General features: G+C 62.7%; 22 protein-coding genes. 14 read left to right on the top strand and 8 right to left on the bottom strand.

The window, feature by feature from the left end; all coding sequences use genetic code 11:
* Together VGP39_RS09440 and VGP39_RS09435 are read right to left on the bottom strand one after the other, a co-directional pair.
* Positions 1 to 831 (bottom strand): xanthine dehydrogenase family protein molybdopterin-binding subunit (locus VGP39_RS09440; protein ID WP_327567842.1); only part of this gene is annotated, 831 nt, incomplete at its 3' end.
* A gap of 259 nt (positions 832 to 1,090) precedes the next feature.
* Positions 1,091 to 2,080, bottom strand: coding sequence for a tripartite tricarboxylate transporter substrate binding protein (locus tag VGP39_RS09435; protein ID WP_327567841.1), 990 nt, complete (start codon positions 2,078 to 2,080; stop codon positions 1,091 to 1,093).
* Between the two features lie 515 nt (positions 2,081 to 2,595).
* On the opposite strand from VGP39_RS09435, the gene VGP39_RS09430 reads away from it, so the two are divergent.
* The 3 genes from VGP39_RS09430 to ppk2 all read left to right on the top strand — a co-directional run bounded on the left by VGP39_RS09430 (position 2,596) and on the right by ppk2 (position 4,338).
* Positions 2,596 to 2,784: a hypothetical protein gene (locus tag VGP39_RS09430; RefSeq protein ID WP_327567840.1), complete on the top strand. Its 189-nt coding sequence runs from the start codon at positions 2,596 to 2,598 to the stop codon at positions 2,782 to 2,784.
* 256 nt (positions 2,785 to 3,040) lie between these two features.
* Positions 3,041 to 3,442: a hypothetical protein gene (locus tag VGP39_RS09425; protein WP_327567839.1), complete on the top strand. Its 402-nt coding sequence runs from the start codon at positions 3,041 to 3,043 to the stop codon at positions 3,440 to 3,442.
* A gap of 17 nt (positions 3,443 to 3,459) precedes the next feature.
* Positions 3,460 to 4,338: a polyphosphate kinase 2 gene (ppk2, locus tag VGP39_RS09420; RefSeq protein WP_327567838.1), complete on the top strand. Its 879-nt coding sequence runs from the start codon at positions 3,460 to 3,462 to the stop codon at positions 4,336 to 4,338.
* Positions 4,339 to 4,357: 19 nt separating this feature from the next.
* Here ppk2 and VGP39_RS09415 read toward each other — a convergent pair whose 3' ends face one another.
* A complete protein-coding gene (locus tag VGP39_RS09415; RefSeq protein WP_327567843.1) occupies positions 4,358 to 4,885 on the bottom strand; it encodes an HdeD family acid-resistance protein in 528 nt (175 codons plus the stop codon).
* A gap of 498 nt (positions 4,886 to 5,383) precedes the next feature.
* Between VGP39_RS09415 and VGP39_RS09410 the strand changes: the two genes are divergently transcribed.
* Positions 5,384 to 5,962, top strand: coding sequence for a hypothetical protein (locus VGP39_RS09410; protein WP_327567837.1), 579 nt, complete (start codon positions 5,384 to 5,386; stop codon positions 5,960 to 5,962).
* Positions 5,963 to 6,204: 242 nt separating this feature from the next.
* Here VGP39_RS09410 and VGP39_RS09405 read toward each other — a convergent pair whose 3' ends face one another.
* The 4 genes from VGP39_RS09405 to VGP39_RS09390 all read right to left on the bottom strand — a co-directional run bounded on the left by VGP39_RS09405 (position 6,205) and on the right by VGP39_RS09390 (position 10,166).
* Positions 6,205 to 6,633, bottom strand: coding sequence for a potassium channel family protein (locus tag VGP39_RS09405; RefSeq protein ID WP_327567836.1), 429 nt, complete (start codon positions 6,631 to 6,633; stop codon positions 6,205 to 6,207).
* Positions 6,612 to 7,829 (bottom strand): calcium/proton exchanger, encoded by a 1,218-nt coding sequence (cax, locus tag VGP39_RS09400; protein WP_327567835.1) that lies wholly within the window; start codon positions 7,827 to 7,829, stop codon positions 6,612 to 6,614. Before cax ends, VGP39_RS09405 begins: the two co-directional genes overlap by 22 nt.
* Positions 7,830 to 8,090: 261 nt before the next feature.
* Positions 8,091 to 9,152, bottom strand: a complete 1,062-nt coding sequence (locus tag VGP39_RS09395) for a 2-dehydropantoate 2-reductase (protein WP_327567834.1) — start codon at positions 9,150 to 9,152, stop codon at positions 8,091 to 8,093.
* A 15-nt stretch (positions 9,153 to 9,167) separates the two neighbouring features.
* Complete coding sequence (locus tag VGP39_RS09390) at positions 9,168 to 10,166, bottom strand: ABC transporter substrate-binding protein (protein WP_327567833.1); 999 nt, start codon at positions 10,164 to 10,166, stop codon at positions 9,168 to 9,170.
* 114 nt (positions 10,167 to 10,280) lie between these two features.
* On the opposite strand from VGP39_RS09390, the gene VGP39_RS09385 reads away from it, so the two are divergent.
* The 9 genes from VGP39_RS09385 to VGP39_RS09345 all read left to right on the top strand — a co-directional run bounded on the left by VGP39_RS09385 (position 10,281) and on the right by VGP39_RS09345 (position 16,963).
* On the top strand, positions 10,281 to 10,886 hold the full coding sequence (locus VGP39_RS09385; RefSeq protein ID WP_327567832.1) for a 2-hydroxychromene-2-carboxylate isomerase: 606 nt from the start codon (positions 10,281 to 10,283) through the stop codon (positions 10,884 to 10,886).
* 273 nt (positions 10,887 to 11,159) lie between these two features.
* The gene (locus VGP39_RS09380) at positions 11,160 to 12,407 is read left to right on the top strand and encodes a serine hydrolase domain-containing protein (RefSeq protein WP_327567831.1); all 1,248 of its coding nucleotides are present in this window, start codon (positions 11,160 to 11,162) and stop codon (positions 12,405 to 12,407) included.
* Between the two features lie 40 nt (positions 12,408 to 12,447).
* Positions 12,448 to 12,675 (top strand): DUF1330 domain-containing protein, encoded by a 228-nt coding sequence (locus VGP39_RS09375; protein ID WP_327567830.1) that lies wholly within the window; start codon positions 12,448 to 12,450, stop codon positions 12,673 to 12,675.
* Between the two features lie 194 nt (positions 12,676 to 12,869).
* Entirely contained in the window at positions 12,870 to 13,214 is a 345-nt protein-coding gene (locus VGP39_RS09370) for a helix-turn-helix domain-containing protein (RefSeq protein WP_327567829.1), read from the top strand.
* Between the two features lie 12 nt (positions 13,215 to 13,226).
* A complete protein-coding gene (locus tag VGP39_RS09365) occupies positions 13,227 to 13,700 on the top strand; it encodes an ArsI/CadI family heavy metal resistance metalloenzyme (protein ID WP_327567828.1) in 474 nt (157 codons plus the stop codon).
* Positions 13,701 to 13,712: 12 nt separating this feature from the next.
* Positions 13,713 to 14,240 carry an arsenate reductase ArsC gene (locus VGP39_RS09360; protein WP_327567827.1) on the top strand — a complete coding sequence of 176 codons (528 nt, stop codon included), beginning with the start codon at positions 13,713 to 13,715 and terminating at the stop codon, positions 14,238 to 14,240.
* On the top strand, positions 14,240 to 14,923 hold the full coding sequence (locus VGP39_RS09355) for an MIP/aquaporin family protein (protein WP_327567826.1): 684 nt from the start codon (positions 14,240 to 14,242) through the stop codon (positions 14,921 to 14,923). The genes VGP39_RS09360 and VGP39_RS09355 overlap by 1 nt, the downstream gene beginning before the upstream one ends.
* Positions 14,924 to 15,365: 442 nt before the next feature.
* Complete coding sequence (locus VGP39_RS09350; RefSeq protein ID WP_327567825.1) at positions 15,366 to 16,253, top strand: DUF1259 domain-containing protein; 888 nt, start codon at positions 15,366 to 15,368, stop codon at positions 16,251 to 16,253.
* Between the two features lie 47 nt (positions 16,254 to 16,300).
* Positions 16,301 to 16,963 carry a family 16 glycoside hydrolase gene (locus VGP39_RS09345; protein ID WP_327567824.1) on the top strand — a complete coding sequence of 221 codons (663 nt, stop codon included), beginning with the start codon at positions 16,301 to 16,303 and terminating at the stop codon, positions 16,961 to 16,963.
* Positions 16,964 to 17,025: 62 nt separating this feature from the next.
* Here VGP39_RS09345 and VGP39_RS09340 read toward each other — a convergent pair whose 3' ends face one another.
* Complete coding sequence (locus VGP39_RS09340; RefSeq protein WP_327567823.1) at positions 17,026 to 17,952, bottom strand: transcriptional regulator GcvA; 927 nt, start codon at positions 17,950 to 17,952, stop codon at positions 17,026 to 17,028.
* 124 nt (positions 17,953 to 18,076) lie between these two features.
* On the opposite strand from VGP39_RS09340, the gene VGP39_RS09335 reads away from it, so the two are divergent.
* On the top strand, positions 18,077 to 18,340 hold the full coding sequence (locus tag VGP39_RS09335; protein WP_327567822.1) for a DUF1127 domain-containing protein: 264 nt from the start codon (positions 18,077 to 18,079) through the stop codon (positions 18,338 to 18,340).
* The last annotated feature ends 143 nt before the right edge of the window (positions 18,341 to 18,483 follow it).

Raw genomic sequence — 18,483 nt, 5'->3', positions numbered from 1 at the left:
CGGGCGGCCGAGCTTTCGCGCCGCCCACAGCACCAGCACGTATTCGGGATAGACGTAGTTCTTCATCCCAAAACCGCCGCCGACATCGGGCACCACCACGCGCATGCGCTCGAGCGGAATCTTGAAGACCGAGCCCGCCAGCACCCGGCGCGTGTCGTGAACGGCCTGGCCGGTCAGGATAAGCCGAAACCGGTCGGTCTTGCGATCATGAAAGCCGATGGCGGCGCGCGTCTCCAGTGGTGCTGCAACAACGCGGTTGTTGACGAGATCGCATTCGACGATCTGCGCAGCCGACGCGAACGCTGCGGCAACAGCCGCCGCGTCGCCTTTTCGGAACAGGAACGCGGAATTGCCGGGCGCCTCCGGCCATAGCAGCGGCGCGTCCGGCTTCAGCGCCTCGGCCGCCGCGGTGACGCATGGCAGCGGCTCGTAGGAAATGTCCACCGCTTCGCCGGCCGCAATCGCCGCCTCCGGCGATTCGGCAATAATGCAGACGACGGGATCGCCGACATGCCGCACGACGCCGCGGGCGAGCGCCGGGCGCGGCGGAACGACGATCGGCTCGATGGCGTCAATAACGGTGACGCATGGCAATTCGCCGATACCGTCGGCGGCGAGGTCGGCTTCGGTAAAGACCGCCGTCACGCCGGGGAGAGCGCGCGCGGCTTCCAGGTCCACCCCCGCGATACGCGCGAATGCGTGGGGAGAGCGGAGCACATAGGCGTGCAGCACGCCGGGCACGGAATCGTTGCCGACATAGCTGCCGCGGCCGGTGAGGAAGCGATGATCCTCCAGCCGGTTCAGGGACTGTCCTTGATAGCGCTCTGGCAACTCTCAACCCTCGTTTGCGCAACGCCCTGGGGGCTCCGACTTGGATACTGGCGCGGGCGGCAGAGGATTTGCAAGCAAGCACAGCGTCAAGCCCGGCAATGACGCATCCGTGTCCCGGACGCGGTGCGGCATTCTTCATGCCAATCCGCAGAGCCGGGACCGTACCAAACGCCGGAGCCTGTTGCGGTCCCGGTTCTGCGAAGCAGCGCTGAAGAAGCGCTGCACCGCGCCCGGGACACGAGACGGATTGTCGGCCAGTTCAGGCCGGCTGCAAGCCGAGCGCCTGGCCGGTCTCCATCCAGATCGGCAATTCGCGCTGATACAAGGCATTGCTTTCCGTAAAGCCGAGCGCCGGCTCCAGCACGAAGGTGCTGAGGACTTCCTTCACCTTCGGATCCTGATTGGCCGCCACGCAGAGTCCCGCCAGCCGGTCGACGATCGGCTGCGGCACAGCCTTCGGCAACGCCCAGCCCGTAAAACCGCTGATGGTGAAGAACTTCGATGTCGCGCCCTGCTCGGGCAGCGTCTTGACGTCAGGGAGCGCGTCCACCTTCTTCGAATGCACCGCGAACCCCACGCCGCGGTTGCTTTGCAGGACGGGTTGCGCCGCGGTGTAGCTGCCCATCGCGACATCGAGCGTGCCTTCCAGCAGCCCGGTCCACATCGGCGCTTCGCCGCGGTAGTGGATCGGCTCGATATTGAGGCCATACTGCCTGTTGAGCTCGTTGACCGTCATGTGCGGCGCCGAGCCCGCGCTGTAGGTGCCAAAATTCACCTTGCCGCTCTTGCGCGCGAACGCGACGAATTCGTCCAGTGTCGTGACGCCGGATTTCGGACTCGCGATCAGCAGCAGCCCGGCGCCCGGGATGACGCTGACCAGCGTCAGGTCTTTGTCCATGTCGTAGCCGGGGTTCTTCATCATCACCCTGTTCATCACATAAGTGGTCGAGATCGAGCACAGGATGGTGTGGCCGTCGGGCGCCGCGCGCGCGACTTCTTGCGCGCCGATCGAGCCGGCGGCGCCCGCCTTGTTTTCGACGACGATGGTCTGTCCCACCTGTTTGGAGACGAATTCGCCGAAGGCGCGCGCCAGCAGGTCGGTCTGCCCGCCTGCCGGATAGCTGCAGATCATGCGGATTTGCCGCGACGGCCAGGCGGCCTGCGCCGAGGCCCTGCGCAGGAGCAAAGGCGTCACGGCGGCTGCGGTGCCTGCAGCGATGAAGCGGCGGCGGTTGAATGTCGCTGACATGGTTGCCTCCCTGATTTTCCACGAGGGTATCGCATCGCCCGGCTTCTGCCACGTGCAAAGACGGGACAGATTGGCGCATCGCAATGACGACGGGAGCGGGCGTAGATGCTTCTCCGGGCCACACATTCCGCCGTCATCCTGAGGAGCCGCGCTTGCGCGGCGTCTCGACAGTCGCTTGCGGCCCATCCTTCGAGGCTCGCCGAAGACGGCAGCACCTCAGGATGACGGCGGGATTGGTTGGCGGCAGATGTGTGAATCTGCCGGGTCATCCCCGATCAAGTCGGGGACAGGCGCCCGGCAATGACGAGGCTGCGTGCAGGGGTTACAGTTCGGAAAGAGGCGGCGATAACGTCGGACGAGCGGCGCGGCCGTGACAGGCGCTTCGGCGCTGAACGCGACGGAGAGGTCAAATGGCGTCTGCAGCAACAGGTCACGAGACGGCATTCTCCAACCAGGCCAAGGTACCATCGAGCCTAACAATAAGACCATCAATCTGGCGCTGCAGGGCGGCGCGCATGGCGCGTTCACCTGCCGACGACGAATTCATGGGCGCGTTGAGTGCAACGAGCAAGATGAACGCCGATTGGGATTTTCTGGTTTTTCTCCGCGACCAGGGACGAAAATGCGCCTGCGACTGGCTCGCGAAGAACTATGCCAGGCTGGGCGTCGAGTCGTCGGTGGATATCGACGGCGTGTATCTGTGAAATCCGGCCGCGGCCGCGCGCGGGCTCGGCGGTGACATCCAGCGGTTTGACATCTTGCCGCAACAAATTTCATCCGATTGACCGCAATGGTCGATTGACCTAGCTTTTATGGTCGTTCTCAACCGGAACGCGTTCGAAGGAGTTGGACATGTCACAGTCAACGATCCAGCAGCGCAGCTCGGAGTCCGCACAGGAGCTTGGAGACGAAACCTTCATGTCGGCTACCGAGTTGCGCAACTACATGACGGAGACCATGATGGCCAAGGCGTCGAAAGACGCCGGTACAGGCCGAGCCGAGAAGGCGCGCGAGGACCTGATCAAGTCGTTGCTGCAACCCGTCCCGGTCACGCCCGAAAAGATCGCCGAGGTAAAGCGGCGCGTGCTCGGTCAGCTAAGGACCGCTGCAGCAAAAGGCGACAAGGAAGCTCTGGTCATGCGCTTTCCGAATGCGCTGTGCACGGATAAAGGGCGCGCGCTCAATAATAACGAAAAAGATTGGCCGAGCACCCTGATCGGCAGGCCGCTTCAGGCCTTCGAGTTCTGGCGCGACCACCTGAAGTCCCAGGGCTACGGCCTGAAGGCAATGATCGTGGATTGGCCGCAGGGCCTTCCCGGAGATGTCGGCCTTTTCCTCACCTGGGGCGACGCCAAGCGCTGACAGGGGGAGACTGACGAATGAACCAGGCAGCCGACAAGACTCGCAGGAGCAAGGAGACCGACGTCCCGAAGCTCAAGGGCAGGGAATACGAGGAGAAGTTGCGCAAGCTGCACGTCGAGCTCGTCAAGCTTCAGGAATGGGTGAAGCGCGAGGGCAAGAAGGTATGCGTGGTGTTCGAGGGGCGAGACGGCGCCGGCAAAGGCGGTGTCATCAAGGCCATCACCGAAAGAGTGAGCCCGCGGGTTTTCCGCGTCGTCGCCCTCGCCGCCCCGACGGAACGCGAGAAGTCGCAAATGTATGTTCAGCGATACATGCAGCATTTTCCTTCCGCGGGGGAGATCGTGATCTTCGACCGCAGCTGGTACAATCGCGCCGGGGTCGAACGGGTGATGGGCTTTTGCACGGAGGATCAGGCCAAAGGTTTCCTGCGCGTGGTCCCTTCGGTCGAAAAAGCCATGGTCGACTCGGGAATTGTACTTCTCAAATACTGGCTCGAAGTGTCGCCGGAGGAGCAAACCAGCCGGCTCACCGCGCGGATCGACGACAAGCGAAAGATCTGGAAGCTGTCCCAGATGGACCTGGATTCCTATGCGCGATGGAATGATTACACGCGATGTCGTGACGACATGTTCCAGGCGACCGACACCGCGTGGGCGCCATGGTTCATCGCCCGATCCGACAACAAAAGGCAGGCGCGGCTTAATATCATCGCCCACCTGCTCTCGAGCATTCCCTACAAGAAAGTGCCCCGAGGGGATGTCAAGCTGCCGAAGCGCAAGGTTGCCCGCAGCAAGCCGCTTCGCGCTTCCCTGAAAATCGTTCCGCAGGCTTATGATCGCGCGTCCCGCGCGACGCAAAGAACCCGCGCTGCGGAGAATCCGGGCGGGCGCCGTTGAGGCCGCGTCTAAACTCCGATCAAGCGTGCTTCTTCAACCGGAACGCCAGTGCGACGAAGATCGCGCCCGTGATTACCGAATAGATGCCGATCACCCAGACCAGTGCGAGCGCTCCGGCGCCCGGGGCAACCATCATGCTGACCCCGAACAGCACCGAGATGATGCCGCCGAGGATCAGGAGCCACTCGTTGTCAATCTCCTTGCGCAGCCTGATCGCCCCTATGATCTGAAACACTCCGGTCGCGATCGCCCAGCCGGCGATAAACAGCAACAGCACGAGCGCGGTGAGACCCGGCGTCAGGAACGTCACGAGCCCGGCCGCGATACCAAGCAGGCCGACAATGGCGAGCCACCAGCGCGACCCCGGCGCACCGCCGGTAATGGCCGCAACGACTGCGAGCACACCGTCCACAAGCGCGAATGCGCCGTAGAACAGGATCAGCGTCAACAGGGTCAAGCCAGGCCAGGCAAAGGCGAGCAGGCCGAAGATGATCGCCGCAATGCCGCGCAACAGCAGCAGCCACCAGTTCTTCGCCAATGCATGCACCAGGGCCGGGCCAAGGCGAGCTCCGGGTTGCCGGTCGGTCTGTATCGTGCTCATGGAAACCCCCTCCCGATTGGTTGGAAAGCGCCATCCAGCGTAGTCCGCAATTGGCCGAATGCAAACGTTTTGCCGCGGATTCCGCTGTCCGCTGACGAATTCATCAAAGCGATCAATGCGATTGCTCAGAAGCAAAGAGCGGCCGGGGGCCGCTATATTTCAAACCTGAGAGTCTGACTCAAAAGTCGTCCAATGAAATCAGGCCTCATTGGTTGGTTCGTCACCCGGGCTTGTCCCGGGCATCCACGTCTTGAGGGTGCTAAAGCAAGAAAGACGTGGTTGGCCGGGACAAGCCCGGCCATGACGGAAAGTGAATCATTTTCAATCTGTTAGCGAGAGTGTGAAAACATTGGCTGCTTTTTCGGTCAGCTCCGACGACCCGCCCGCCTTGTAAAGCAGACATGCAACGACGTATCTTGGGGAGCTGAGAGGAGGCCAGTACCAATGAGCATTGCGGATCCCAACAAGACGATCCTGACGGGCGAGAACCCGTTTGTGCGCTTGAGCCCGACGGACGGCGAGCCGAACTCGACAGAGGCGAGCTATTGGCGGATCATCTTTTCGCCGGCTGGTCCCGGCCACGTCCTCTACCTGAAAAGCGAGCTGACGGAACGGCGCTGGCGCATTTACTCCGACAACATCGCGATGGCGCGGTGGCTGCAGTCAACCGTACAAGGCATGCTCAATGCCGAACTTTCCGACACAACGATTCCCTGTGCGGACGCGCAATTCTCCAAAGTCGGGGATCCACGCACCTTCTGGACCGAGTACATCAGGTCGCACGGCGAAGAAATCTCGCTTACCTGGTTCGAACTCGGCGAGCCGCTACTCATCCACTCGCAGCCAAACCAGATTCCCGACCGGCGCTACGGCGTGTGCACCGTGCTGATCCCGGCGCTCGGCACCCGTCTCGTCCGCAACGGGGTCGAGGCGGAGGGTCGATCCTGGCCGCGGGAACGCGAGGGGCGGCCATTCTCGACGTCGGCGCTGGCATTCTCGGAAAGCTGGACGGAAGCGGTCTGAGGCGGAGCCAATCAGACTCCGCCTCGCCGCTCAGCAAGACAGGTGTCAGCGCGTTGCAGACACCGATCAAACGCTTGTCGATCGATCGTTTGAGCCCGCCTGCGTCCTGCGGGAAGGCTACCACGGCTGGCCCGAAGTCTGCATCTGGCACGTGGCGTCGATTCGCTGCGATACGAATATTGTTCGCCGTCGGGGCATGGCGGACCTGGTAAGCCGCCCTGAAAGATTCATGAGTTCACGGCCTAGTCATCAGTCCCGCCCGTCACCATTGTTTTCCGCAAGACTGCAAAAATGACGGCGGTCGACCAGCCGAACAATAGCACGCCGTTCATCGCCGTCATCGGCCCAAGCAATTGCCAACGCTCGATCGGAATTACGTCGCCGTAACCGAGCGTCGTGTAGTTTACGAAGGCAAAATAGATCAGATTGGTGCCGGGAGGTGCTATCCCGACCAGCATGTAGGCCAAGGACCAAACGGCCACTTCAGCAATATGCGCGGCCATCAGGACCGTTACGGTCGCAATCATGACGGTGACCAGTCGAAGCGATTGGCGCGACGTGGCGCGCTCATCCGCGACGCGGGCAACCCACAATACGGCGGCCATGACGATTGCGTGGATCGCAATGTTGCAGACGCTGACCGCAATGCTTACGAGAAATTGGCGCAGCATAAGGATCGCTCCGGCGCGGTGGCGCCACGTGACGTGAGCTTGCCCGCATCATGCGCGCGCTGGATCGAGCGTTCGGTGGTCTTGTGTGGCACGGTGCCTTCACGGGATGATTTGGGTGGCAACAGATAGAGCGTGATGGCGAAGGTCAGGTACACCATCAGAACCAGCACTCCGACAAACCATGCCGAGCGTCCGCTGTTGGTCACCAGAGCGGCGGTCATGGTGGCGATCAGCATCATGACGACGGCGCCCGGCCAGAATTGCAGGTCCATCGGCGCCGGGCCGATGACGTAACTGAGCAGCACCAGCACCGGAGCGACGAACAGCGCGATTTGGGATGCGCTTCCGAGCGCGATGCCCACGCTGAGGTCCAGCCTATTCCGGCGCGCGCCGGAAAACGCGGAGGCCATCTCCGCCGCACCGCCCACCAGCGCCACCACGATGAAGCCCACGAACGCCTGGGTCATCCCGAACGCCACCGCGGCCTCCTGCACCGACTCTACGAATACCTCGCTTACCAGCGCCACCAGCACCGTGACGCCGGCCAGCGTGCCCAAGGCGAGGCCCAGCGGCCACGGCGCTTCGCTTAGCTCCGCGTGCTCGGTGCTGCCGAAAAACTCGCGATGGGTCTTGAGGGAGAACACCAGGTTCAGTCCGTAAGCTGCGATCAGCAGCACGGACAGACCGACGCTCAAGGTCGCGGTGAACGCCGATCCCGCGGTAGAATCGGCTTCGGAGACCGCCGACGGAATCAGGATCGCGACCGTGGCCAGAAACAGCAAGCCGGCCTGCAGGCGGGCACTGCTCCTGTTGTATTGCTGCACGTGGTGCTTCAGTCCGCCCAGCAGAAACGACGCGCCCAGCATGAACAAGGTGTTGGTGACAATCGCGCCAGCGATCGAGGCTTTCACCAGGGTGTATTGTCCGGCGTGCAATGCGGTGAGCGCGATGACAAGTTCGGTCAGGTTTCCGAGCGTGGCGTTGAGCAAGCCGCCGACCGTATCGCCCGTCTTGGCCGCCACGGATTCGGTGGCGTGACTGAGCAGCGCGGCCAGCGGGACGACGGCGAGGACCGACAGCACAAAAAGCAGCGTATGGGCTTCCGGCTTGAGTTTTTGAGCGACGAACAGCACGGGGACAAAGACGAGCAGCCAGAGCAACGGAGTGTGGCGGATCTCTTTGATCAAGGGATTCATGCGGCCACTACCTGGAACGACGAATTCGCGCCGGTTTACTACCGTGCCTACGGCTCGAGCGTAGCATGATTCCGGCCAACCCCATGAGCTTGCACCTCACGGCATCGTGCCCTGCGTCGCTTCGCTCCTCGCAATAACGCATGTCTACCAGGTAGCCCGGATGAGCGCAGCGATATGCGGGTCCGCCACGAGCGGCCCGCTTACGTTTAGGTGCCATCGCTATCAACCCCGCATATCGCTTCGCTTATCCGGGCTACCGGCTCAGTTCAGCCGCAGCTCCGTAATGAGCCGCGGGTCGGGCTTCAGCTCGTCGCGCTCCACGCGCTTGACGAGGTCGGTCAGCGCGGCATTGGCGCTGCACGCAAGGCCGAGCTTCTCGCCCTCGCGCACCACCAAGCCGTTGAGGAATTCGATCTCGGTGCGGCGGCCCTTCACCATGTCCTGGCCCATCGAGGGACGCTGCGCCGAGGACGTGCGCTCGGCGTCCTTGAAGCGCTGCTCGTCGCAGGCGCGCATCGCCGCCTCGTCGCCCTCGCCGGCACTCGCGATCGTCTCGGGCGCCAGATGCAAGATCTCCTCCAGCTGATAACCGAGCGCCTGCCCGACGCGGATCGCTTCGCTTCCGAGGCGCGTGGAGAAGCGGCGGATCGGCTCGCTTTGCAGCATCTGCCCGCCCGGCAAGCCGGTGCAGGCGGACAGTCCGTTGCCCATGACATTGGCGACCAGTTTCGACCAGCGCTCGCCCCACAGATTGCCGGTTACCTTGGCGCTGTCGGCAAAGCCCACCAGGCGGCAGATTTCCTCGGCCCGCTGCGTGATCCGACCGTGCACTTCGCCGGCGCGAAATACGGTGTGCGCCGCGCCACCCTTGCCGGCGCCGCGATGGATGTGGCCGGGCTCGGGCAGGTTGACCGTGATGCTGCTGGCAATACAACCAAGCGTCTTGCCCCAGCCGACGATGCCGGCGATCGCCTCTTCATTCATGCAGTTCTGCAGTGACACGACAAAACCGTCCGGCGCCAGATACTGCCGGATCAGCATGGTGGCCCAGGCCGTGTCGTAGGACTTCATGCAGACGAAGGCGATGTCGACCGGCGTCTCCTTCGCCAGCCGCTGTGCATCCGTGACGTGCAGCGCGCGCACCGGGACCGAGAACTCCGCGACGTCGCTGGCATGGGTGACGCGCAGACCGTGCGCTCTCATATGCTCGACATGCTCGGGCCATGGGTCGATGAATGTCACGTCCTCGCCCGCCCTTACCATATGGGCGCCGGCATACCCGCCGACCGCGCCCGCTCCGACAATGGCTATTTTGCGGCCCATCGTTTTCTCCCGTCCCTATTCGACCACCTTTTCGGCAGCGACCAGCAGCGTCGGTGGCACCGTGAGGCCGAGCGCATTGGCCGTCTTCAGGTTGATCGACAATTCGTACCTGATGTTCTGATAAAACGGGATATCGCCGGGAGAAGCGCCGCGCAGGATGGCGTCGATGTTCTGCGCCGCCCGTTTGCTCAAGTCCGCCAGATCGAACGAATAAGCCATCAGACCCCCGGCCTCGACCAGTTCGAACAAGCCGTAGATTGCCGGAAGCCGGGCAGCTGCGATCAGGTCGACGATCAATGCCCGGTTCGGCACGGTATCGGGATTATCCACCACCATGATCGCATTTGCGCCTTGGCGCGAAGCTTCCGCAATCGCATTGCGAAACCCGGCCTCATTGGTTGGAAATTCCACCAATACGCTGACGAGAGGCATGTTCACCTGCTCCGATGCGGCCCGCAAAGCGCCACCCGCGGCGCCTCCCCACTGATCGCGTGCGACAAGACAGGCCAGTTTCGACATCGCCGGAAACATCTCGCGCAATAGCGCGAGCCGCTTGCCGTGAATGGCCGGGCCGGTGTCGATACTGGCTCCGGTGATGTTGCCGCCCGGACGAGCCATATTGGTGATGAGGCCCTGGGCGATCGGGTCGGCAGTCAGGGCCACGATCGGGATTTTGTCGGTCTCGCGCATGAAAAACTGTGTGCCCGGACCAACGACATAAATAACGTCCGGCGCGCTGCGCACGACCTCGGCCGCCAATGCCGCGGGACCCGAAGCGGCTTGTTCCTTCCCGTAACGCCCGACCACAAGGTTTTTTCCCTCGACGTGCCCGAGCCGTCGAAGCTCGTCGAACAGCACGCCGTAATAACGGTTGTCGCTGCGCCCGCGCATCAGCGCAGAGGACTCGCCCAGGCTGCAAATGGCGAGCCGCCGGCTGGCGCCAGACGTCTGCGCCGAAAGGCGCGAACCGGCAGCAACCGAAATTGCGCCTGCAAGAAAATCCCGCCGCTTCATGTCCGCTCCCGGATTGAGCTCGCGGCATTGTACTACCTAAACCGGAGCCCCATCAATTGGTTGCCGGCACACGCTGGCAAGGCTAGCCTTGACCGGCATCTCATGGGGAAGATCATGCCCGTCACCGTCGACTACTATATGACGCTTAACTCGCCGTGGACTTATCTCGGCAGCGCACTGCTGGCGGAGATCGCCCGGCGAAATGATGCGACCGTCAACATCAAGCCCTGCAAGTTCGGACCGATCTTCGAGCAGACCGGCGGGTTGCCGCTGCCGAAGCGTTCGCCGCAGCGGCGCGCCTACCGGATGATGGACCTGAAGCGCTGGCGCGAGGTGCGCGGCATTCCGCTGACGCTTGAGCCAAAACACTTCCCCTGCGACGACCTTGCTGCGACGCGCCTTTTGATCGCAGCCAGACTGCAAGGCAAGGATGCTCACCGGCTTTCGATCGAGCTGGGGCGCGCGCTGTGGGAACGCGAGGAAACACTGGCCGATCCGGCGACGGTCGCATCAGCCGCCGAGCGTGCCGGTCTCGACGCCGCGGCGCTGCGCGCGGCCGCTCCTTCGGACAGCGAACTCGACGCGCTGCACGAGCAGTTTACCAAGGACGCACTGACCACGGGCGTGTTCGGCGCACCGAGCTTTGTGCTGCCTTCGGGCGAGATCTTCTGGGGCCAGGACCGGCTGGAGCTGCTGGAGCGCGCCTTGAAGCAAGCGTAGCGCGCATAGCCCGGATGAGCCAACGGGTCGCGGGAACGCGCGCGTCGTTGGCTGATGCGGGCTACGAGGTTTAAGTCCGTTTTCCCCGCGAGCAATCGCGACCGGAGAGAATTCGAGACTCAACCAGTTGCAAATGCTAACGTCGTGGCGCGACAGGCCGATGCGGCGCCGTGTCCTTGTCGCCGTCATTGCGCCCGGCGTCGGATAAAAAGATCTGGCCTCGGGAAGCTTGCGCGGGCGACACCCGGGCTCAAGCGCAACAGGGAGGCTTCCATGAATCGAATGACCGCCGGAATTGTCTTCACCATCGGCGTCGGGGCTGCGGCGTTGGCCGGCAGCGCGAGCGCGCAGAATTCACCGGGCGGCGCGGCGCTTGACGCGAGCCTGCGCGGCGCGGTCGAGGGCAAGGACGTGCCGGGCGTGGTCGCGCTGGTCACGAGCCGCGAGCGCGTGCTTTATCGCGGCGCATTCGGCGTGGCCGATGTCGCGACCGGGCGCCCGCTAAACTCGGACGCGCTGTTTCGCATCGCCTCGATGACCAAGCCGGTCACGTCGGTGGCATTGATGCAGCTTGTCGAGCAGGGCCGCATCGGTCTCGATGACCCGGCCGAAAAATACCTGCCGGAGCTTGCGGGACTGAAAGTCCTTGAATCGTTCGACGCGGCCAGCGGAGCCTATACGCTTCGCTCGCCAGCACGACCGCCGACAATAAAGCACTTCCTGACCCACACGTCCGGATTGGCCTATGCGTTCACCAGCACGGCCTGGCGGGATTTCAAGCCGCGCGCGGGCGAAACTTTTCCGTTCGGCGGGCCGCTGCTGTTCGATCCGGGCGAGCGCTGGCACTACAGCACCTCTACCGACGTGTGCGGCAGGCTGGTCGAGGCGGTGTCCGGCCAGAAGCTGGAGGATTATTTCCGCCAGCACATCTTTGCCCCGCTCAAGATGGACGACACCTCCTACAACGTGCCGGAGGCGAAGGGGCCGCGCCTGGTCGCGCAGCAGCAGCGCGGCGGCGAGCGCATGGACGGCGCCATCGAGCTGCAGAAGCCGCAAGCAGGGCTCACCATCGCGGCGCCGATCGGCGGCGGCGGCCTCGCCTCGACCGCTGATGATTACGGACGCTTCGTGCGCATGCTGCTCAATGGCGGCGCGCTGGACGGGGTGCGCGTGCTCAAGCCCGAGACGGTGGCGCTGATGGGCCAGAACCACATCGGCGCGGTTTCGGTCCCGGCGCTGAAGAGCGCGCTGCCGCGCAGCGCCGACTTCACCTTCATCGCGGACGGCCGCGACAAATGGGGGCTCGGCTTCCTGATCACGGCCGACCAGGCGCCCGGCAAGCGCTCGCCCGGGAGTCTCAGCTGGGGCGGCATCAACAACACGTTCTTCTGGGTCGATCCCGCGCGGGGCATCGCCGGCGTGATCATGATGCAGTATCTGCCGTTCGCTGACGCCAAAGCGCTCGCCGTCTACGACACGTTCGAGCGCGGGGCCTATCAGCTTGTCAATGGGGAGCGGTAGAGATTGTAACCCGTAGGGTGGGCAAAGGTGCCCTTGCGCCGTGCCCACCAACTTGATGCGCGAACTGAATGGTGGGCACTACATCCTCCGAGGCGTTGAGCCTGTCTGCATCGAGGGCGACTGGAAGCCACAGCGTATGGTGATCATCGAGTTCCCCGAACGCTCAAACGCCGAGGCGTTTCTGAGCGATCCGACGATCCAGGATCTGTTCCGGATTCGCCACGAAACGACGACCAGCAGGCTCGTGCTCGTTGACGGATGCACGTAGACGCGTAGCCCGGATCAGCCGACGGGTCGTGCGAATGCGCGCCCGACGATAAACTCCGCGACATCCGGGACTGCAGACCCGCATCGGTTCGCTTAGCGGGCTAAGCGGCTGCCAAAAGCCGAACTTAAATAACATTTCAACAAACATCGAAATATTGCTTGACGAACAGCCATCATTTCGATATTCGGTGAAATATGGAAAAGACAGCTGCCGTCACGGCCTTGGCCGCTCTCGCTCAAGATAACCGGCTCGACGTCTTTCGCCTGCTGGTGCAGGCCGGTCCCGAGGGAATGCCGGCGGGCGCTGTCGCGACCGCGCTCGACCTCGCACCGAATACCCTGACCTTTCATTTTGATCGGCTTAGGACAGCCGGACTTGTCACCGTGCGCCGCGACGGCCGGTCGATGATTTACGCCGCTCAGTTCGACAAGATGACCTCGCTGCTCGGCTTCCTCACTGAGAATTGCTGCGGCGGCGCTCCATGTGCGCCTGCTGTGGAATGCAAACCCGCCCGCAAGCGAACCAAAGTCCCAGCCTGAAAGGAACACGTCATGAAGCGTCTGCATGTTCACGTTGCCGTCAAGGATATCCCGCAATCCATCGGATTTTACTCGGCGCTGTTCGCGGCCCAGCCAACCGTCATCAAATCGGACTACGCCAAGTGGATGCTGGATGATCCGCGCGTGAACTTTGCAATCTCGACCCGAGGCCGCGAACCCGGCCTCGATCATCTCGGCATCCAGGTCGAGGATACCGGCGAATTGAACGAGGTCTACGCGCGCTTGCGGCAGGCCGGCGGCAACATCATCGAGCAGGGCGAGACCGCGTGCTGTTACGCCAAATCCAAGAAGTCCTGGATCGACGATCCGGCCGGCATCGCCTGGGAGACTTTTCTGACCACGGGCGAGAGCATCACTTACGGCGACGGCAGTGGCGAAAACACGGCGCGGGTGGCGCATGAGAAGCAAAGCGCCTGCTCAGTACCGGAAGCCGCGCCCGCCAAAGCCGCTTCGGCCTGTTGCTGATCAAGGTGCGAGATGGCCGATAAAATCTATCACGTGCTTTTCCTCTGCACCGGCAACTCGGCCCGCTCGATCATCGCGGAAGCTATTCTGAACAAGGTGGGCGCGGGCAATTTCCGCGCTTACAGCGCCGGGAGCCAGCCGAAATCTCAGGTCAACCCGAACACGAGGCATCTCTTGCAGAATCTCGGCTTCGACACCTCGTTCTACCGCTCGAAATCATGGGACGAATTTGCCAGGGCAGGTGAACCGAAGTTCGATTTCGTGTTCACGGTCTGCGACAATGCGGCGGCGGAAGCCTCTCCGGTATGGCCCGGCCAGCCGATGACGGCGCATTGGGGGATCGCCGATCCGGCAGAGGCGACCGGCACCCCTGCCGAAATCGCACTCGCATTCAAGGAGGCATACCGGCTGCTCAACCAGCGTATCGGCATTTTCACCGCGTTGCCGCTGCGCTCGCTCGACAGGCTGAGCCTGCAGGCCAGGCTGCGCGACATCGGCCACATGGAAGGCTCGGCGGCCAGGGTGCCGGAAGCCACCTAATGCCGTCACTGGGGCGGCGCATCTTTTCGGAATGGCTGGGCACCGCTTTCTTGCTGGCGACGGTGGTCGGCTCGGGCATCATGGCGCAAAAGCTGGCGGGCGGTAACGTCGCGCTGGCGCTGCTCGGCAACACCCTGCCGACCGGATGCATCCTGGTCGTGCTGATCCTGATATTCGCCCCGCTCTCCGGCGCACATTTCAATCCGGCGGTGAGCCTTGCATTCGCATGGCGAGGCGAACTGCCGTGGTCGGACGCGGGCCTTTACATTGCGGCTCAACTCCTGGGCGCCATCGCGGGCGCATGGACCGCACATCTGATGTTCGAGTTACCGGTCTGGCAACTCTCCACGACGGTGCGCGCCGGAGCGGCGCAATGGCTCGCAGAAGCGATCGCCACGTTCGGATTGCTGCTGACGATCTTCGGCTGTGCCGCCCGGACGCCCGCTGCAATTCCTTATGCGGTCGGTCTCTACATCACCGCGGCGTATTGGTTCACCGCCTCGACGTCATTCGCCAATCCGGCCGTGACGATCGCGCGCTCCCTGTCGGACACATTTGCGGGAATCGCCCCGTCCGGCGTGATTGCATTCATCACAGCCCAACTGGTGGGGATGATGCTCGCCGTAGCCGTCAGTAACTGGCTCTGGTGCAATGGCGATGGCGAACATCCGTCGGGAAATTGACGCGCGAGATCAGTTGCCCGTTTCTCGACTCACATGGAAACTCTGCACACGGCCTCGTGACATCGGAACCGAACCATATGCTTGATCCAGCTATTGCGCCCGGACCGCACCCTCACTAAAAAAAGCTTCGGGGAAATGCAGACTCCCCATCAGACGGTTCCCGTCCAAGATCTGCGCAACGCTCGCTTTTGTCGAGAGGATTGCGCATGGACGGCCGAAAACCAACGTCTCCCCTACATGAGCTAGGTGAACCGATCGGCTCTGACGCCGCGCCGGCAGCTGAGAACGTTCAAGGTGAAAGCCCGCCGGTCGTTTATTGCGGTTCGGATCAACAAGTCCGTGAAGGCTTCGCCGTCGCATTGCAATAATGGGACTAGCCACGAGCTTTCTGCTTGGCGGCATTGTGCTGGCCACCAACGCACCCACCACGGAGGACGACTAGATGCGCAAGATGCTTTGGATTGTGGTTTCGCTTTTCTTAGGCCCGTTGGTCAACTCCGCCCATGCACAGGCGATCGACTGGCAAAAGGTGGACGACGTATTCGGCAGAAAACCGGTGGTGTCGGGCGACGTGCACCGCTACGGCTTCCCCCGGTCCGATCTGACCGTGACCCTCGATGGCGTCACCATCAAGCCTGCTTTGGCACTCGGAGGCTGGGTCGCGTTCAAGCCGATGCACGGGGAAGCCATGGTGATGGGCGACCTCGTGCTGCTCGAGACCGAAATCAATCCGGTCATGCTCAAGATGATTGAAGGCGGGCTTGAGATCACCGCCGTTCACAATCACCTGCTGCGCGCCTCGCCCGCTACGTTCTACATGCACGTCGGAGGCCACGGCGATCCCACGAAGATGGCTTTCGTTATTCGCGATGCCTTGGAGGCAAGCAAGACTCCGCTGGCGACACCCGCCGCGGCGCCACCGCCCGCCGTCGATCTCGACACCGCACAGCTGGATCAGATCATCGGCGTCAAAGGACAGGCCAACGGCGGCGTCTATCAATTCGCCGTGCCGCGCCGTGATCCGGTCACGGAGAACGGCATGCAGCTTAGCCCGGTCGGGCCGATGGGCGTGGCGATCGCCATCGGTTTTCAGCCCACCGGCGGCGGCAAGGCGGCCATCACCGGGGATTTCGTTCTCTCCGCCGACGAGGTCAATCCGGTCATCAGAGCATTGCGAGCAAACGACATCGACGTAACCGCCGTCCACAGCCACATGCTGGACGAACAGCCGCGGCTGTTCTTCCTGCATTTCTGGGCCAATGACGATGCGTTGAAACTTGCCCGAGGCCTTCGCGCCGCGCTCGACAAGACGGCCAGCACAAAGAGCTAGGGGTGTTTTTGAAGGGGCGAACTCGCGTCTGAGAGGAGCATAGATCGATGCTTTGTTCGCGCACGCGTGGGCTTGCAGTCGCAGCCACACTTTTTCTAATGGGGATGAACGACATGTCAAACCACGCGGTCAGTTTTGAGAGCAATCAGACGGGCGCCACGCCGGAAGGTTGGACAGCCACGCTCACAGGATCGGGCGACCCAAAATGGACGGTCGAAAGCGATCAAACCGCACCGTCGGAATCGAAGGTGGTCAAGCAGTCCGGACGGGCCACCTACCCGCTGCTGTTGAAGGATGACAGCAGCATCAAGGACGGCTTTATCGAGATGAAGTTCAAGGCCATCGCCGGGTCACAGGACCGCGCGGCCGGCGTGGTTTGGCGGGCAAAGGATGCCAACAATTACTATGTGGCCCGGGCCAACGCACTCGAGGACAATTTCGTTCTCTACAAGACCGTCAACGGCAGCCGTAGTCCGCTCGATATCGTCGGGCGAAAAGGCGGTTACGGGGTTTCCGTTCCGGTCCCGGCCAACATTTGGCACAGCCTGCGTATCGACTTCAAAGGTACGCGCTTCACCGCGTCGTTCAACGGCAAGCAAATGTTCGAGGTGGAAGACTCCACGTTCAGCGAAGCCGGAAAGGTGGGGCTATGGACCAAGGCCGACAGCGTGACGCTGTTTGACGAAGTGAAGTATGACGAAACGAAATAACTCAACTGCGTGCGGGCGGGTCGGTCAAGCCCAGTTGCTGTGCCGCTTACGTTCAGCGCCCATTATTGCGGTTTCGATGCAAACATCCTCTTGAGACGCCGCGCATCGTCGGCGGCCTCGGCTAGCAGCCAATCGCGAAACGTGACGATCTTCGGCTTTGCCGAAGCCGCTTTCGGACAGACGATCCAGTACGTCCTGGACAGCTTTAGGGTGAGATCGAACGGTCTGACGAGGCGACCATTGATAAGATCCCACGCCGCGAGTGTGGTGCGCGCAAGCGCGATCCCTTGGCTGTCCACGGCAGCATCGATCAGCATGCTGGCGCGGTTCAGGGTTAGTCCGTGAGGCAATTCGGGCGCCGCGACACCGGCTGCATCGAACCATTGCGACCAGGCTTTGCTGTCGTCGAGATGCAGCAGCGGCGATTTCAGCAGGTCCGAGGGTTTGGCGGTGCGGCTGCGCCCTGACATCAGTTTCGGGCTGCAGACCGGAAACAGCTGCTCAGTGCAAAGCCGGACCGCGTCGAGCCCGGCCCAATTGCCGTCGCCGTGCCGAACCGCAACATCGACTTCCTCGCGAACGAAATCGATATGATGCATCGTCGCGGAGACCCTGAGATCGATGCCGGGGTGGGCCTCGGCGAAGCGGCCTAAGCGATAGACCAGCCACTTGGCCGCAAAGTCCGGCGACGTGCTGACGGTCAGAACGCCTGAGTTTTGCCGCTGCAGAACACGCTCGGTACCCGCAGCAATCCGGTCAAGCGCGTCGCGCACGACGTTAAGGTATTCGCGGCCGGCATCGGTGATCACCAGCCGCTGGCGCTCGCGGTTGAACAGTTTGATGCCGAGCGTGGCCTCCAGCAATTTGACCTGATGGCTGACCGCTCCCTGCGTGACAAAAAGCTCCTCGGCCGCGCGGGTAAAACTTTCGCTCCGCGCCGCGGCCTCGAAAGCCCGCAGCGCGTTCAGTGGAGGCAGTTGGCGCGGCATCGTCCAACCTTCATGAGAAAATCTAGGGCAAGGTAGAGAATTGATGCTTTGCCGGCAAGGCATTTCCGGCTCTATCGCTGCCCGGCTGGGCTGATGTCCCGGCGATCAAGATGGAGCAGCGGCAATGTCGCAATCATATTCTATCAAGGAGCCGGTTCGCGCCGGTTCTATCGGGGCGGCCGGTCAAGCCGTGCTGTCGAGTTTGGCCGGTACGATGGTAATTTGGCTCAATCGCAGGCAGGGACGGCGGGACCTGCGCGAGCTGGACGACCGGCTGCTGGCCGACGTGGGAATCTCGCGAGAAGACGCGGTTTCGGAAGCCGGCAAGCCGTTCTGGCGAACTGAGAAGGCGCTTCGCAAAGCCGACGAGCCGCTCTGGAGGTCCTAACTGCCGTCATCCTTGTATGGGGGTTGACGTGTCAAGAGGGTCGCTGCGTGTGGCGCGGCGTGTCGACGAGCGGGGCGGTGGGATGCCGGTATACAGGCCGGCGCCGATCGACCGCCACGAGTCAGGCGGCGCCGGCCTGTATA

The sequence above is a fragment of the Bradyrhizobium sp. genome (assembly GCF_036009065.1).
Taxonomy (GTDB): Bacteria; Pseudomonadota; Alphaproteobacteria; order Rhizobiales; family Xanthobacteraceae; genus Bradyrhizobium.
Note: the sequence above shows the minus strand (reverse complement) of the source record. Positions and strands in the feature narration are given on the sequence as shown.

Coding starts and splice junctions, on each gene's coding strand:
- VGP39_RS09435 (WP_327567841.1), bottom strand. CDS start 2,080: ATGTCAGCGACATTCAACCGCCGCCGCTTCATCGCTGCAGGCACCGCA.
- VGP39_RS09430 (WP_327567840.1), top strand. CDS start 2,596: ATGGCGCGTTCACCTGCCGACGACGAATTCATGGGCGCGTTGAGTGCA.
- VGP39_RS09425 (WP_327567839.1), top strand. CDS start 3,041: ATGGCCAAGGCGTCGAAAGACGCCGGTACAGGCCGAGCCGAGAAGGCG.
- ppk2 (WP_327567838.1), top strand. CDS start 3,460: ATGAACCAGGCAGCCGACAAGACTCGCAGGAGCAAGGAGACCGACGTC.
- VGP39_RS09410 (WP_327567837.1), top strand. CDS start 5,384: ATGAGCATTGCGGATCCCAACAAGACGATCCTGACGGGCGAGAACCCG.
- VGP39_RS09405 (WP_327567836.1), bottom strand. CDS start 6,633: ATGCTGCGCCAATTTCTCGTAAGCATTGCGGTCAGCGTCTGCAACATT.
- cax (WP_327567835.1), bottom strand. CDS start 7,829: ATGAATCCCTTGATCAAAGAGATCCGCCACACTCCGTTGCTCTGGCTG.
- VGP39_RS09395 (WP_327567834.1), bottom strand. CDS start 9,152: ATGGGCCGCAAAATAGCCATTGTCGGAGCGGGCGCGGTCGGCGGGTAT.
- VGP39_RS09390 (WP_327567833.1), bottom strand. CDS start 10,166: ATGAAGCGGCGGGATTTTCTTGCAGGCGCAATTTCGGTTGCTGCCGGT.
- VGP39_RS09385 (WP_327567832.1), top strand. CDS start 10,281: ATGCCCGTCACCGTCGACTACTATATGACGCTTAACTCGCCGTGGACT.
- VGP39_RS09380 (WP_327567831.1), top strand. CDS start 11,160: ATGAATCGAATGACCGCCGGAATTGTCTTCACCATCGGCGTCGGGGCT.
- VGP39_RS09370 (WP_327567829.1), top strand. CDS start 12,870: ATGGAAAAGACAGCTGCCGTCACGGCCTTGGCCGCTCTCGCTCAAGAT.
- VGP39_RS09365 (WP_327567828.1), top strand. CDS start 13,227: ATGAAGCGTCTGCATGTTCACGTTGCCGTCAAGGATATCCCGCAATCC.
- VGP39_RS09360 (WP_327567827.1), top strand. CDS start 13,713: ATGGCCGATAAAATCTATCACGTGCTTTTCCTCTGCACCGGCAACTCG.
- VGP39_RS09355 (WP_327567826.1), top strand. CDS start 14,240: ATGCCGTCACTGGGGCGGCGCATCTTTTCGGAATGGCTGGGCACCGCT.
- VGP39_RS09350 (WP_327567825.1), top strand. CDS start 15,366: ATGCGCAAGATGCTTTGGATTGTGGTTTCGCTTTTCTTAGGCCCGTTG.
- VGP39_RS09345 (WP_327567824.1), top strand. CDS start 16,301: ATGCTTTGTTCGCGCACGCGTGGGCTTGCAGTCGCAGCCACACTTTTT.
- VGP39_RS09340 (WP_327567823.1), bottom strand. CDS start 17,952: ATGCCGCGCCAACTGCCTCCACTGAACGCGCTGCGGGCTTTCGAGGCC.
- VGP39_RS09335 (WP_327567822.1), top strand. CDS start 18,077: ATGTCGCAATCATATTCTATCAAGGAGCCGGTTCGCGCCGGTTCTATC.